The following is a 14,628-nucleotide window of genomic DNA, read 5'->3' as shown; positions in this document are numbered from 1 at the left end:
ACCATCAAGATGGCTGCCAAATTAAGCCTCGAACAGCAAACGCCCTGGTTTTGCCAACGAAACGAGAAATATTCGTTAGAGTTCCCAACCGATAGAACAGGTGATAGTCAACGGTGCACCTCTTTGAAGAAAAATGTTGTTGAAGCTGCTTCTGACATAGTCCATGTCAAATAAATTGCGAATATTGATGGCGGCGTTTAAGCCACTATTACGGTAATAAAGCTTGGCATCGGTACGCAAGTAGTCCGGTAGCGTGAATGTGTTGGGTAAATCTCCAGCTCGCGAGCCTACGTAAAAAAGCCCCAAGCCGAATCCCAAACCCTTCAGATTACCCTGCGGGATCTCGTAGGTTGTCCAGAGGCTGGCTTGATGCTCCGGCACATTTCTTAATTTGTTACCTGCAGGAATAAGGTTGTCTCCGGTCACTTCGCCGTCGGTGTAAGCGTAAGAACCGATTATCTTCCATCCTGGCAATACCTGTCCTGCAAAATCCAACTCAATTCCCTGGCTTCTTTGTTCGCCTACTTGAATAGAAAATAAAGGATTGTTGGGATCAACAGTTCTTACATTCTCCTTGATTATCTGATAAGCTGCCAAGGTTGTCGAAAGCCGTCTGTCCAGGAAATCAACTTTAATACCCGCTTCATATTGCGCTCCCTTGGTAGGTTTGAACGCCGCGCCATCAGGGTTGAAACCCTGGGTGGGATTGAACGATTGACTGTAGCTGGTGTAGAGAGAAACGGATTCGCTCGGCTGATAGACCAGTCCGATTCGAGGGCTGAAAGCGCTGTCATTCTGTATTGGAGCGTCAGGTGTGCCTGTAGCAAATTTTTGTGAAACCCAGTCTAATCGGCCACCAACCAGCAGCTTTAGGTTGTCGAGAAAAGTAACCTGATCTTGGAGATAGACGCCATAGGACTGGATGGGCTGATAGAAGTCAAAAAATGGAACATAGTCAGGCTTTGGAATGTTATAGTTCGGGTTAAGAATATCTAGAGCGGGTAAATCGGTGTTGAAATAACCATTGTAAACGTCGACAAAGCGATTGAAATCAAAGCCCAGCAAGAGTTGGTGCGATATCGATCCCGTCTTGAATTTTCCAATTAAGTCGATTTGTCCAAAATAGTTGTCTTGCGCATATTTAAGATCGTATGCATCGATGTCCACGAAACGGTCGCTTACAAGGCTTGTCCCGTATACTTGCGCTTCTTTAGTATTGCTGGCAGCCACAGAAAAGCTGTTGCGAATCTGCCAATCATCGTTGAACTGATGACTCAGCGAATAGCCATATTTTTGAGTGACAATATCGTTAAATGCTAAACTGGGATAGGAGAGATAGAGATTCCGAGGCGTCATCCTACCGTCGCTGAGGAGCACAGCGTAACTTTCAGGAGGATTCGCGAAGAATCTAATGTATTCATAGTGTAAGTTCAGAACTGTTTTATCCCCCAGCTTCCAAGTAACCGTGGGTGAGATCGTGGTCAGATTGGTAGTGACAAAGTTCTGAAAACCGTCCAAACCTTGATAGTTTGCGTTGACGCGGTAGAGCAAGGTTTTATCCGAATTCAGAGGTCCGGACAAATCGATGCTGGGCTGATAATAACCGAGGTTGCCTGCCTGAATTGCGACATTGTAATAGGGTTCACTCAGGGGGCGTTTGGTGACAACGTTGATGAGCCCACCAGGTTCCACTGCCCCGAACAGGACCGAAGCAGGGCCTTTGAGCACTTCCACTTGCTCGATCGTCCCAACGCCTGTCAGGGCGTAGTAACCGACGTCTCGATAGCCGTTTCGAAAATTTCCCGACTGTTCAAATCCCCTGATGATTCTGGCTCCTGAGGGAGCACCGAAGAGGTCTCCACCATCGACAACACCGCTGACCGTTTCTACCGCCTCGGTTACATTTCTCACCTTGCGATCTTCGAGCACCTGTTGGGGAACCACCTGGATTGACAGCGGCAGATCCCGGATCGGCGTGTCGATTTTGGTGGCCGTGCTCGTATCGGGCACCAGATACCGCCGCCGTCTCTCGCCGGTCACCGTCACCTCGTCGAGGTCTTCGGCGTCGTCCGGGGGGCGCTGTGCCGTCGGCTCCGGTGCGGAAGCGGCCGGAACCGCCTGGGCCAGCGGACTTGCCAGCAACTCCCGCGCCTCGGTGCGCACCGGCTGCAGATCCGCCTTGCGCGGGATAGATACTACCCCGCCAGCCGTGGCCACAGATGCAGCAAACAGTTGAGAGCTACATCCAACAAAAACTGCCCAAGCAAGGGTGACCAAGGAACCGCAGCGGATCCCTTGCAAACCGCTTCTCATCTGCAAGACCTCAGAAATAATGGCGAGAGCGAAGTAGCCGCAGAAAGGGAAAACGGGCCAAAGCCCGCTCTCCAACTGTCTCCCGCAGACTAGTGCAGAGTAGCGTTAGCTGAGAAGTAATGTCAATAGACATTCAATCGTTTCTTGCTCTTACCGCCTAGCCGAGGTGCTTGTAGGTCCACAGCGCCAACTGGGTGCGATCGCGCAGGCCCAACTGGGCGAGGATCCGGGTAACGTGGTTTTTGACGGTGCCTTCGGTCAGATGGAGCGCCTGGGCGATTTCGCCAGGCGCAGCGGTCTGCGGCAGTTGCCGAGGTATATTTAGACGTACGGTAGTGGTCGATCGAAAATCGTGTCCGTCAGAGTGGCGAAGCCCGGTGAGTTCGAGCGGCTGACCGGTAAAAAAGAGCAAGAGCGCCTTGCTTGCAACCGGCGCGATCCGGCTGTTGCGCACAGACAAGCCGAGTCGATCTTTCACCCGAGATTTTACGATCTTGCCATGCCCTCGGTTGGGGTGAGCGCTTCGCGCTGCTTGCCGATGAACTCAAGGATCCGGTGGGTGGAAGAACAGTTTCTTGAACCCGAAGAAGTTCGCGAAATTCTCTTGAAGCTTCGGCAGGCGGCCCTTCCAATTGTTTTGGTGGGCGGCCAAGCCGTGCACTTCTGGGCCATGCACTAGGCAACCGACGGCGAAGACTGGACAAAACATCACCCGTTTGCCAGCAGGGATAGCGACCAGGGCTTTTCCATGCTCTATTGTTTGCTGGCGCACCCCCCCCTCGGGGTTGACGAGCACCGGATCGATAAGCACGCGCTTCACCGGCCTGGGATTGGCGTTCATAGGTGTGCGGGGTCGAATCTGGGGGAGCGTGCGATGCGAAAAGATAGACTGAAGGTGACCATGCTGCTTGGGTGACTCGATGAACGCATTCAAACCAGGGCTACCGATTCGGTCGGCAGACCTGTCTTTGCTGACGATGTACGATTTACCGAGTGAGAACCCCGAGGAGCCTGGTTTGCCGGATCAGTTCCACGACTGGCAGCCCCAACTGCTCAGTCAAACCTTCAGGCCGCTGGCTGTGCCACCAGATCAGGTGCTCACCGCCGCCGATTTGAACGTCTACTACGACCCGCGCAACCCCAGGTACTACAAGCGTCCGGACTGGTTTGCGGTGGTGGGTGTGCCGCGCTTCATCGAAGGGGGAAGGCTCAGCTATGTGCGCTGGCAGGAAGGGCGCTCGCCCGTCATCGTCGTCGAACTGCTCTCGCCCAACACGATTGAAGAGGACCAGGGTTTGACGCTGCGTGGCCGCCAACCGCCTTCGAAGTGGGAGGTGTACGAACAGATGTTGCAGGTGCCCTACTATGTGCTGTTCGACCGGGTGGGGGACACTCTGCAGCTCTTTCGGCTCGAAGACGGGCTTTACAAGCAGCAGCAGGATAGCCGCTTATGGATTGCCGAGTTGGGAATCGGTCTGGGATTGTGGACAGGGACGTTTGCCGATTGGGAGCGCCGGTGGTTGCGCTGGTATGACAGCGAAGGGCGGTGGATTCCCTCGGAGCCAGAAAAAATTGCCCAGGAGCAGCAGCGCGCGGACCAGGAGCGGCAACGGGCTGAACTTGCCGAGCAGCGTGCCCGAGAAGCCGAACAACGCCTCCAGGAACTGAACGAACGGCTCAAAGCAGCGGGGATCGATCCAGAGGGTCTGTAGAGTGATGGACAGGTTGGTGTTGGGCACACCAGCATTCGGTTTGAGCAGGCTCTGCTGAGCTAGCCGCCCGTGCCACGCTTGAGCGGCAGCGCGCGGCAGCGGCCGAGCGACAAGCCCCAGGCAAACTGCTGGTGGGAACCGGCTGGAAGAGCGTCTGCCCACAGGAGCGAGAGCCCCGCCCGCACTACCATCAAAACGTGTAGCTCAGCGAAACATCCACCGTCGTGGGCGCGCCAGGCGGGATGAAAACCAACGAGTCGTCCGAATCGGTGTAGTAGCGCCGGTTGAACAGATTCTTGAGGTTCACCTGCACCTTCCAGCGCGGGTCGAAGCGGTAGGCCACCATCGCGTCGAAGGTCGTGTACCCCGGCACCTGGAACAAGTTCGCCGTCGAAAATACGTTCCAGCGGTTGTCGCTCCAGTACAGACCCGCCCCCACGCTCAATCCGCGCAGGTCGCCCCCGAACTCGTACTTGCTCCACAGGCTCAGCGTGTTGCGCGGTACACCACCCACCTCGGTGCCGGGGGCGATCACGTTGTCGCGGGTGAAGCGCGCATCGACGTAGGCGTAGGAGGCGTAGATGTCCCAACCGGGAAGCGGGCGGCCGGAGAGGTCCACCTCGAAGCCCTTGGATTGCACCTCGCCGGTCTGGATGGAAAACTGCGGATTGTCCGGGTCGCGGGTCAGCACGTTCTGCTTGGTGAGCTCGTAGAGGGCGACGGTGGCCAGAAGCCCGCCGCCGAACAGCTCGGCCTTGGCGCCGACCTCGTACTGGGTACCTGTGATCGGTTTAAACAGTTGGCCCGTGGCGCTGCGGCCGGAGGCCGGGGTGAACGCATCGCTGTAGCTGGCATAGAGCGAGAGCCAGTCGGTGGGCCGCCAGACCGCACCGACGCGGGGGGAGAAGCGCTGGGCATTGTTAAAAGTCGGAGCCTGCGGGGGGAGTTCCTGGTACCTGCCCGCATCGTAGAAAGAGTACCGTCCGCCCAGCAGCAGTTTGAAGTTGTCGCCCAGGTCGATTTGATCCTGCAGCGAAATGCCGAAGCGGTTGTTAAACTCACTGGAATCAGAGGCGGAACCAGAAGTGGGCTGTAGACTGCGAGGCGGGTTGGTGTACACGGGGTTGTACAGATCGATCGGGGTGGTGGGGCCATCCAAAAACACCGACGGTCTCGAAGAGCGGGTGTAATCGATGCCCGCGAACAGCTGGTGGCGGACCGCGCCGGTGGCGAAGCGGCCTGTCAGGTTCAGCTCGGCGTTGTATCTTTCTGTCGTTTCATCGAAAACGAACTGATTGCGCTCCAACGTGCGGCCGTCCTCCAGCACTGCCAAGGGCTGGGTCGGTTGCCATATAACGCGGTAGCCCGAATAGCCCAGCAGGTTGCGCAGCGTCCAATCGTCGCCGAACTTGTACTCCAACGTCGAGGTGACATTCGTCTGGTAGCTGGTGACGTTGTCGGAAGGCTCGCCGTAGAAGCGATTGAGGGGCAGCGTGTTGACGCTGCTGAACTCGCGAGTGGGGGCGATGAGACCGAATTCGCTCACCCTGAAAAGGTACTGGTAGCCCACGCGCAGGTCCCAACGCAAACGCTCGGAAATCTGCCAGCTGAGGGCCGGGGCGACGAAAAACTTGTTGCCGTTGACCAGATCGCGGAAGCTGTTGGCGCTCTCTTGGCGGGTGCTCAGGCGGTATGTCAATGTTTTGGCGGCGTTGAGCGGACCGGTCGTGTCCAGGGTGGTCCAGACGTTGCCGTAGCTGCCGACGTTGAGAGCGACAGTCCCGAAGGGCACAGGCTGGGGCTTTTTGCTGACCAGGTTGATCAGGCCCCCGGGCTCCATGTCGCCGTAGAGCACCGCGCTCGGTCCCTTGAGCACCTCGACTTGCTCGATGCCGACGTTGTAGAGTTCGGTGCGTGTAGACGTGCGAAATCCGTCCAGGCGGATGTTGTCAGCACCGATTTGAAAGCCCCGGGCGGCATAGAAGTCAGCACCCGTGCCGTCTCTAAATTCCGTGGTGACGCTTGCGACGTTGCGCAGGGCTTCTGTGAGGGTGTTGACATTCTGGTCGAGCAGCACCTGCTGGGGGACTATCTGGATCGACTGGGGGACGTCCATGACGTCGGTGTCGGTCTTGGTGGCCGTGGAGGAGCGCTTCACCCGGTAGCTGCGCGTGCCCTGCACCGTCACTTCTTCCAGTTCCTCTTCCTGTTGCGGCGATGGTGCGGGTTTTTCCGGGTCCGGCGTCTGCGCTGTGGGCGTCACCGGAACTAGCGGTTCCTGCTGGGCAAGAAAGCGCGCCTCGGTGGCCACCGGGGGCAACTCGGCGCGGCGCATCACGGCGTCCGACCCGGCCGGCGGGGCGACCGGCGCGGCCAAAGACCGGCCCGAGACGCAGAGCACCCCAATCAACACTGCCAGCGAACCGCGGCGGACGTTCGACAAAGCGCGTTCCATTTTGCGAGACCTCGACAACAGTGTGGTGAATGCCGGTGTCGATACGGCAGGCGAAAACGGCCCGAAGCCTTTCCCGTGGACTGTTTGCGCCGACACACAAAGCGTACCCTTACTGAGAGTTGCTGTCAATTGTTCGGGGCGACTTGAGCGGCGGGCGCCGGTTTTTTAGCCGAGGTGCCTGTGGGTCCACAGCGCCAGTTGGGTGCGGTCGCGCAGGCCCAACTGGGCGAGGATCCGGGTGACGTGGTTTTTGACGGTGCCCTCGGTCAAATGGAGCGCCTGGGCGATTTCGCGGTTGTTTTTTCCCTGGCCGATGAGACCCAGCACCTCCAGCTCCCTTTCGCTGAACTGCTGGAAGCTTTCTGGTTTGCGGGCGGGCGGGTTTTGCAGTTGCGAGAATACCCGGGCGGCGATCGTCGGTCCGAGCTGGCTGTGGCCCTGGTGCAGCGTCCGGATGGCGGAAGCAACCTGTCGGGCGGGCGTACTCTTGAGCAAATAGCCCAGCGCACCCGCCTGCAGCGATTGCAGAATGTATTCGTCCTCGTCGAAGGTGGTGAGCACCAGGATGCGGATCCAGGGGTAGCGCTGGTGGATCTGGCGGGTCGCCTCGACCCCGTCGCAGACGGGCATGCGCACATCCATCAAAATCACGTCCGGCAGCAGTTGCATCGCCAAAGTAATCGCTTCTTGGCCGTGACCGGCCTGGCCGACGATCTGCATGTCTTCTTCCAGGAGCAGCAGGTCCGCCAGTCCCTCCCGAAACAGCGGCTGATCGTCTACCAGCAACAGCCGGATCATCGGGGGACGCTCAACCGGATGCGCGTCCCCCGACCGGGGGCGCTTGCGATGGCGAGGGAGCCGCCGAGCACTTGCATCCGCTCGTGCATCCCCCGCAAGCCGAAGCCGCCGTGGGTCGCCTGCGGGTCGAATCCCTGTCCGTCGTCCCATAGCTCGAGGGTGACGCTCTGCGGGGTGTGGCAAGCGCGCAGGCTCACCCGGGCGGCGCGGGCGTGGCGCTGGATGTTGGTCAGTCCTTCCTGCACGATGCAGTAGAGCTGGTGGCTCGTTTGCAAAGGCAGCTGGGGCAGGTCGATGTGGACCTCGACGGCGAGCGCCCGGTTCTGGCGCACCTGCTCGGCCAGACCCTCCAGCGCCGCATCCAGGTGCAAAGGCGGGCGGCGCATCGCCTGGACGGCCAACCGCACATCCTGCAGGCACTGGCCGGACAATTGCTTGGCGGTATGCACCGCCTGGCGCGCCCGGTCCGGATCGCGGCAGTACAGCTCCTGTGCCACTTCGAGCTTGACATCGAGGGCGGTGAGTGTGTGCCCGAGCGAATCGTGGATGTCGCGGGCGATGCGGGCGCGCTCCAGATTCGCCGCCAATCCCTCCAATTCTTCGGCCAGTTCCTCCGCCCGGGCACGGCTGCGGCGCTCCGCCACGATCACAAAGCCCAACAAAATCACGAACGTGCTGATACCCAGGTGATAAATCGAAGCGTTCAACATATCAAACCCGATGTTGAGCGTCTCCGAATCGTCGGCGAATTGCTGCCGCCAGGTCGTCAACAAATAAAACACCGCCGTGATCACGACCGTCAGGATCACCTCGCCCCGACCCAAAAACAGGCAACTTTTGATCAAAATCAAGTAGATGAGCGTGTCGTACCCGATGCCGATCCACATGGCGGCAAAGGCCAGCATCAGTTCCGCGGCAATATACAGTTTTTTCTTCCAGGCAGGCGCTTCCAGCGGAAAGTAAAAGCTCAAAGCCCAAAAGATACCGGTAAATCCCAACAGCGCCGCCATCATCGGTACGGCGGCGAGCGAGTTGTTGTTGAGCAGTTCCAGCACCGTGATCATCGCCAGCAGCGTCCATTCGGCACAAAGGACGGTCCACCGCAAAGAGGGCTGGGGGAGGGCGGGAAGTCGCAGCATGCAGAATTTGTGATACAAGCTAGAGTACCGATCAGTATAAACTCCAGAACCGGTGACGATGGTCATGCCCTTCGCTATCTCCGGTCATGGCGAATTGGTGTCCCCGGCCAGCGGCAAATCCGGACGCTTCCCGATACTCTGAAGTCGGGGCTCGCGCGGTACCGGTAGCTCGGTCCACTGTCCGCGCGGATCGTTTCGATAGGAGACGGCACCTGTGTTGCTCAAGTGGAAGCGGCCGTTGCCCTGGTTGATCGGGCTGGCGATATTTGGGACGGGTGCCGCGGCCGTGATCTACGTGCTCGGCGCGCAAAGCGGTCTTTCGCAAGCGCAGGTGGCGGCCATGACGATCCCGGTCGCCACCACCAATCTTGGGCAGCAGGTGCAGGCCAGCGGCCTGGTACAACCCATACGCAAAACCAATCTCAGCCCCAGGCAGGCAGGTCGCATCGGCAGGTTGCTGGTGGACGAAGGCAGACAGGTTAAGCAAGGAGAATTGGTGGCCCAGATGGAAAGCCGCCTGCCCGAGGCCCAGGTGCGACAGGCCGAGGCGTCCCTCGCCCGCGCCCAGGCCGAACTTTTGCAGAAGCGGCGGGGTGCCCGTCCGGAGGAGATCCGCGAGGCGCAAGCCCGCCTGCTAAGCGCCGAAGCCGCTGTGCGGCAGGGGGCGGCCCGGCTGGAGCGCACCGGTGAGGAATTGGCGCGCTACCGGCGGTTGGCGGGCGAAGGGGCAACCAGCCAGAATGCGCTGTCCGATTACGTCAACCGCGAACGGGAGGCTGCGGCCAATCTCGCGGGCCAACGCTCGCAGTTGGAGGCACAGGCTCAGGTGCTAGCGCGGCTGCGCAAAGGCACGCGCATCGAAGAAATCCGGCAGGCGGAGGCGGGAGTCGCCCTGGCCCAGGCGCAGCTCGATTACTTCCGGACACAGCTGGAAGAGACGAGAGTCTACGCCCCATTTGCAGGGGTGATCAGCCGCCGGTTCGCCCAGCAGGGTGACTACGTCACCCCGAGCACCGCCGCCTCCACCAGCGACGGCGCGAGCAGCACTTCGATCGTGGAGTTGGTGAGCGGGCTGGAGGTGGAGGCGAAGGTGCCCGAGGCGAGCCTCGCGCAGATCTACCCGGGGCAGGCGGTCCAGATCCGCACCGACGCCTACCCGGGAGCGGTGTTCAAGGGGCGGGTCAGGCTGGTGACGCCGCGGGCGGTGCGCGAAGAGAACGTCACCACCATCCGCGTGAAGGTAACGCTACTTTCCGGGCAAGGGCAGTTGCGCCCGGGCTTGAACGTCAAAGTGAACTTCACAGCCGCCACCCTCGCGGGTGTGAGCACGATCCCGCTTGCGGCGGTGATCTCCAAGCAGGACGGCCAGACGGGGGTGCTGGTGCCCACCGCCGGCAACCGCGCCCAATTTCGGCCGGTGCGCCTCGGCACCTCGGCGGGCAGCAAAGTTCAGATCCTCGAAGGTCTGCGGCCCGGCGAGCGCGTCTTTTTGCAACCGCCCCCGGAGGTGGTCGTCGAAGGTGTCGATACGCTGGTGTGGTAAGCGATGTTGCTGATTGAAAGCTTGAGAATGGCCGTCGCCACCCTGGGCGCCAACAAGTTGCGCAGCGGCCTGACGATGCTCGGTATCGTCATCGGCAACGCCTCGGTGATCGCGATGGTGGGCATCGGCCAGGGCAGCCAGAATTTTATCGCCGGCAAGCTCGAGGCCTACGGCACCAACCGGATCACCGTATTTACCCAATCGGAAGATCCCGACGGCTACGTCTTTCCGGACTCGAAGCTGGTGCTCTCCGACGCCGAAGCCGTCCGCACCCAGGTGCCGGCGGTGCGCGCGGTGGCTCCGATTATCGAAGTGCGTTTGCCGATTTTTCTAGGCAGCCGCCGGACGGCCACCAACGTGCGCGGCACGACGCCGGATTTTGCCCGGGTGCAAAATTTTGCCGTCGAGCGCGGGCGGCTTTTTTCGCCCGACGAATTGCAGCGCGAGTCCCAGGTAGTGATCCTGGGAGCGACCACGGCGAACAAACTGTTCGGCCGCGCCGCGCCCATCGGCCGGGAAGTGACGATCAACAACTTGCCTTTTCGGGTGGTGGGCCTGCTCAAGCCGAAGGGTTCGTTTGCCGGGGACAACCCGGACGAGACGGCCGTCGTGCCGGTGACGACGATGGCCAATCGGGTGGTGGGGCGGCGCTCGGCCTACGGCACACCCATCACTTACCTGGAGGCGATGGCGGTCGATTCCACTCAGATCCGCTCTGCCGGTTTCCAGATGCTCAACGTGCTGGAGCGCCTGCACGGCCGCAAGGACATCATCCTCTCGGCCAACAAGTCCTTTATCGACCTGGCCAACCAGGTGAGCGGCGCGCTGTCGCTGCTGCTGTCGCTGGTGGCGGCCGTTTCGCTGCTGGTGGGCGGCATCGGGATCATGAACATGATGCTCGTCTCGGTAGGTGAGCGCACCCAGGAAATTGGTTTGCGCAAAGCGATCGGCGCCAAGCAGCGGGACATTCTCAGCCAGTTTTTGTTCGAGGCTGTCCTCCTTTCGGCGGCAGGCGGATTGGCGGGCATCGCCGTGGGCATCGGCGCAACGTTGCCGCTCGCCTGGTTCACCCCGATCCGGCCTCTGATTCCGTGGAGCGCCGTGCTGCTCGCGGTTGGGGTCTCAGGCACCATCGGTCTGGTGTTCGGCGTCTTTCCGGCGCGGCAGGCCGCCCGCCTCGACCCGATCGCGGCCTTGCGCAGCAGTTGATGGATTGCCACCGGAGGATAGACGTTGCCGGCTATGTTTGCCACGCCGGTGACCGTACTTCATCCCATTGTCCCACACCGGGTTTGCTACCCTTGGGACAGCCATTCCCCACAGCACGGCCATGGTGCACTTCGATGCCTCGCTACACCTGCCCACCGCTCTGGAGTTGCCCGACTCCGATGAGACGCCCGTGGATAACGAACTGCAAGACTCCGTTCCCGCCGTGCTCAAAGCCGTCCTGGCACTCCTCTGGCAGAATCGTTCGGACTGGTTTTTCGGCATCGACATGGGCATCTACGCCAATACCGAAGCGCCCGGAACCGCGATTGTCCCCGACGGCTTCTTGAGTCTGGGGGTACCCCGGTTCAGGCCCAAGTACGGCAAGCGCGGTCGCCCCAGCTATGTGCTCTGGGAAGAAGAGGGCATCGTGCCGGTCTTTGTCCTGGAGGTGGTCTCGCAAACCTACCGCGGGGAGTACACCAAAAAGCTCAAAGAATACCAGGACCTCGAAGTGCTGTACTACGCGGTCTACGACCCGGAAGGTTTTCAGCCGGAGCACGAGCGGCTGGAGGTGCATCACCTGGTTGGGGGGGCGTATGTGCGGATGGTCGGTGAACCGGTCTGGCTACCTGAGATTGGTCTGGGCCTCGGTCGAGCGGAGGCGGCTCTGGGCGGTTGGGAGCGCGAGTGGCTGTTTTGGTTCAACGCAGCAGGCGAGCGCTATCCGGTGCCTGAGGAATATCAGCGCTACCGGGCCGAGGTAGCCGAACGCGAAGCCCAGCGGGAGCAACAGACGCGCCTGGAGGCCGAACAGCAGGCCCGGCGGGAGCAGCAGGCGCGCCTGGAGGCAGAAAAACGCGCTCAGACGCTTGCTGAACGGCTGCGGACGCTGGGCATTGATCCGGATAGTCTTTAGCCAAAGCTTTCGAGCTAAAGGCGGCCCGGCCAACCCAGCAATTGACATTTAGTATCAATAGTCTTATGCTCTAGTCCAGGTCGGCATTTCCGAAGCAGATGTTCTCCAGTTGCGGACTGTGGAACGGTTAGCGCTGCCGATCCACGACATTGGAGCATTGGGTGATGATTCGCAGGAATGGTGCCTGGCGCCACGGTCGATTTGCTCTGTCATTACTGATGAGTTCAGCTGCATTTCACTCTCAAGTAAATGCCCTACCGATTGGAATGGAGGCCGCGGACGCAGCACCGCTGCTTATCGAGCGCAAGGCGGATCTGCGGCCGTTCCGCACCGAGGCGAGCGCCTTACTGGGCGAGCACATCGCCCAGGGACCACCGGCCGAACCCGACCCGACCCCCCAGTCTGCGCCTACCGTCGAGGACGATGGGTCCGAGGCGGATCTCGAAGAAGTCGTGGTTACCGCCACCCGCACCCGCGAGCGCCTGTCGGATGTGGCGCGCACGGTGTACGTCGTCCCCCGGCGGACCATCGAGCAGCAGTCGATTCTGACCGGCAGCGTTGTGGATATTTTGGGCAATACCGTGCCGGGGTTCGGGCCGCCTAAGGAAAACCGGGTGGGCAACACCCTGCGGGGGCGCGACCCACAGGTGCTCATCGACGGGATCCCCGTGATCAGCAACTACGCCAGTTTTTATGAATTGAGCTACATCGCTCCGATTGCCATCGAACAGATCGAGGTGGTGGGAGGACCAACGGCCATCTACGGCGACGGGGCCACCGGCGGCACCATCAACATCCTGACGCGCAGGAGCACAGAGAAACCCCAGGCGACGACCCGCGCCGGTTTCGACCTGGGCCTCAGCAACACAGCGGGCGGTGCCGGCAAATTTGTCGAGCAGTTTTTCTCCAGCCAGGCGGGTCCGGTAGATTTTACCATCGCCGCTTCCTACCGCGGCAGCGGCAACTTCTACGACGCCGCGGGCAACCGCACTCCGAGCCTGAGCGATACGCTCGACACCAAAAACGCCTACAGCGCCTACGGCCGCTTCGGCTTCAAGCTCACCCCCGAGCAGAAACTGCAACTGGTGGCCAGCTACAGCGCCGACACCCGCTACGTCAACAGTTTTGCCTCTCCCGCCGTGAACAGCTGCTGCGGCGTGCAGCAATCGCGGGCCATCGCGCGCAACGTCGTTCTCGAGAGCGGTTACGGCCAACCGGTGCTGCAAAACTTTCTGGCCGCCCTCGACTACACCCACGAAAATCTCTGGGGGAGCAAATTGTTCGCCCAGGTCAGTTACCGCGATGCTTTCGAGGTGGGCATCCCCTACGACTTTCGCTTTACACCGGACGGCAGCGGCGGCATCTTCGACTCGTTTTTGCGCTTTTTGAAGGGAAGCGAGCAGGTGACCACTGCCCGGGCGCAGGTGGAAACCCCCCTGGCGGACAACCTCAAAATATTGTGGGGAACCGACTTTAAAAACGATCCGGTGGGCGCCGGCATATTCGAGCTTTTCGACTCCAAGGTCTTCGATGAGAGCAACCAGAGTATCCTGCGCACGAGCGGTCTTGTGACCATCGCGCCGGCCTACCGCGTCGCGAGTCTCGGCGCGTTTTTGCAAACGCAGTGGAACATCAGCGAGCAGTGGGTAGCGAGCGGCGGTCTGCGATTCGAAAACGTCACTATCGAAGCGAAGGACTTTTTTTCAGAGTTTGCCGGTGGGCTGGTCCGGGGCGGCAGTCTCGACGACAGCGCCACCGTCTTCAACCTGGGCATCGTCTACAAGCCCACCACCGAGACGAGCATATATGCCAACTTTGCCCAGGGTTTTTCTGTGCCGAACTTTGGCTCGGCGCTATTCGGGGTGCCCTCGGGCTTCGTGCTGTCGGACTCGCTGCGGGCTTTGCAACCCCAGATCGTCGACAACTACGAGATCGGTTTTCGCGGGCGCTGGCGCTCGGTGCAGGCGACACTCGCGGCCTTTTTCAACTATTCGGCCCTGGGCACCAGCACCGTTCAGACCGGCGCGACCACCTACGAGAACTCGCGCTCGCCCCAGCGCAATTACGGCGTCGAGGCGACCCTCGACTACCAGCCTGCCCCCGGGTGGCGGTTGGGTACCCTCTTCGGGTGGTCCGAGGGCGAGCAGGATTTTTTTGGTGACGGCAACTTCTACCCCTTGAATTCTTTTGCCGTCCCGCCGCTGAAGGCCACCGCCTATATCGAGCACCAGACCGCGCCGGGATGGAGCAACCGCCTGCAGCTTCTGTACTCGGGCAACCGTGACCGGGCGTACAACGCCTTGGTGGACGGTTTTCGCGTCGAGGGTGCCCCCATCTACGACTACGCGACGGTGGACTACATCGGCAATATCAAGTTTGGTTCCGGAACGCTGGAAGTCGGCATCAAGAACCTGCTCAACAATCTCTACTCGCCGGTGTACAGCCAGGCCTATTCGAGCTTTGGATTCGGCCCGACCGACCGCTTCAACGTCGCGGCGCGGGGAGTCACCCTCAACGTCGCCTACACCATCGATTATTAGTCC

General features: G+C 60.5%; 11 protein-coding genes. 5 read left to right on the top strand and 6 right to left on the bottom strand.

Going from position 1 to position 14,628, the window contains the following annotated elements:
• Window positions 1-75: 75 nt before the first annotated feature.
• From GLL_RS01855 to GLL_RS01845, 3 genes are all read right to left on the bottom strand, one after another.
• Complete coding sequence (locus tag GLL_RS01855) at window positions 76-2,313, bottom strand: TonB-dependent siderophore receptor (protein ID WP_011140357.1); 2,238 nt, start codon at window positions 2,311-2,313, stop codon at window positions 76-78.
• A gap of 157 nt (window positions 2,314-2,470) precedes the next feature.
• Window positions 2,471-2,767 (bottom strand): helix-turn-helix transcriptional regulator, encoded by a 297-nt coding sequence (locus GLL_RS23095; RefSeq protein WP_231848338.1) that lies wholly within the window; start codon window positions 2,765-2,767, stop codon window positions 2,471-2,473.
• 90 nt (window positions 2,768-2,857) lie between these two features.
• Complete coding sequence (locus tag GLL_RS01845; RefSeq protein WP_164928502.1) at window positions 2,858-3,154, bottom strand: hypothetical protein; 297 nt, start codon at window positions 3,152-3,154, stop codon at window positions 2,858-2,860.
• A gap of 79 nt (window positions 3,155-3,233) precedes the next feature.
• Between GLL_RS01845 and GLL_RS01840 the strand changes: the two genes are divergently transcribed.
• Window positions 3,234-4,025 (top strand): Uma2 family endonuclease, encoded by a 792-nt coding sequence (locus GLL_RS01840; protein WP_011140354.1) that lies wholly within the window; start codon window positions 3,234-3,236, stop codon window positions 4,023-4,025.
• A gap of 190 nt (window positions 4,026-4,215) precedes the next feature.
• On the opposite strand, the gene GLL_RS01835 is transcribed toward GLL_RS01840, so the two are convergent.
• The 3 genes from GLL_RS01835 to GLL_RS01825 all read right to left on the bottom strand — a co-directional run bounded on the left by GLL_RS01835 (window position 4,216) and on the right by GLL_RS01825 (window position 8,417).
• Window positions 4,216-6,480 (bottom strand): TonB-dependent siderophore receptor, encoded by a 2,265-nt coding sequence (locus GLL_RS01835; RefSeq protein ID WP_164928501.1) that lies wholly within the window; start codon window positions 6,478-6,480, stop codon window positions 4,216-4,218.
• Between the two features lie 165 nt (window positions 6,481-6,645).
• Window positions 6,646-7,278, bottom strand: coding sequence for a response regulator (locus tag GLL_RS01830; RefSeq protein WP_011140352.1), 633 nt, complete (start codon window positions 7,276-7,278; stop codon window positions 6,646-6,648).
• Entirely contained in the window at window positions 7,275-8,417 is a 1,143-nt protein-coding gene (locus GLL_RS01825) for a sensor histidine kinase (protein WP_164928500.1), read from the bottom strand. The genes GLL_RS01830 and GLL_RS01825 overlap by 4 nt, the downstream gene beginning before the upstream one ends.
• 214 nt (window positions 8,418-8,631) lie before the next feature.
• On the opposite strand from GLL_RS01825, the gene GLL_RS01820 reads away from it, so the two are divergent.
• The 4 genes from GLL_RS01820 to GLL_RS01805 all read left to right on the top strand — a co-directional run bounded on the left by GLL_RS01820 (window position 8,632) and on the right by GLL_RS01805 (window position 14,625).
• Window positions 8,632-9,960 carry an efflux RND transporter periplasmic adaptor subunit gene (locus GLL_RS01820; protein WP_011140350.1) on the top strand — a complete coding sequence of 443 codons (1,329 nt, stop codon included), beginning with the start codon at window positions 8,632-8,634 and terminating at the stop codon, window positions 9,958-9,960.
• Window positions 9,961-9,963: 3 nt separating this feature from the next.
• Window positions 9,964-11,169, top strand: coding sequence for an ABC transporter permease (locus GLL_RS01815; protein WP_011140349.1), 1,206 nt, complete (start codon window positions 9,964-9,966; stop codon window positions 11,167-11,169).
• A gap of 121 nt (window positions 11,170-11,290) precedes the next feature.
• The gene (locus tag GLL_RS01810; RefSeq protein WP_011140348.1) at window positions 11,291-12,085 is read left to right on the top strand and encodes a Uma2 family endonuclease; all 795 of its coding nucleotides are present in this window, start codon (window positions 11,291-11,293) and stop codon (window positions 12,083-12,085) included.
• 266 nt (window positions 12,086-12,351) lie between these two features.
• The gene (locus GLL_RS01805; RefSeq protein ID WP_164928499.1) at window positions 12,352-14,625 is read left to right on the top strand and encodes a TonB-dependent receptor; all 2,274 of its coding nucleotides are present in this window, start codon (window positions 12,352-12,354) and stop codon (window positions 14,623-14,625) included.
• The last annotated feature ends 3 nt before the right edge of the window (window positions 14,626-14,628 follow it).

The sequence above is a fragment of the Gloeobacter violaceus PCC 7421 genome (assembly GCF_000011385.1).
GTDB classification, from domain to species: domain Bacteria; phylum Cyanobacteriota; class Cyanobacteriia; order Gloeobacterales; family Gloeobacteraceae; genus Gloeobacter; species Gloeobacter violaceus.
Note: the sequence above shows the minus strand (reverse complement) of the source record. Positions and strands in the feature narration are given on the sequence as shown.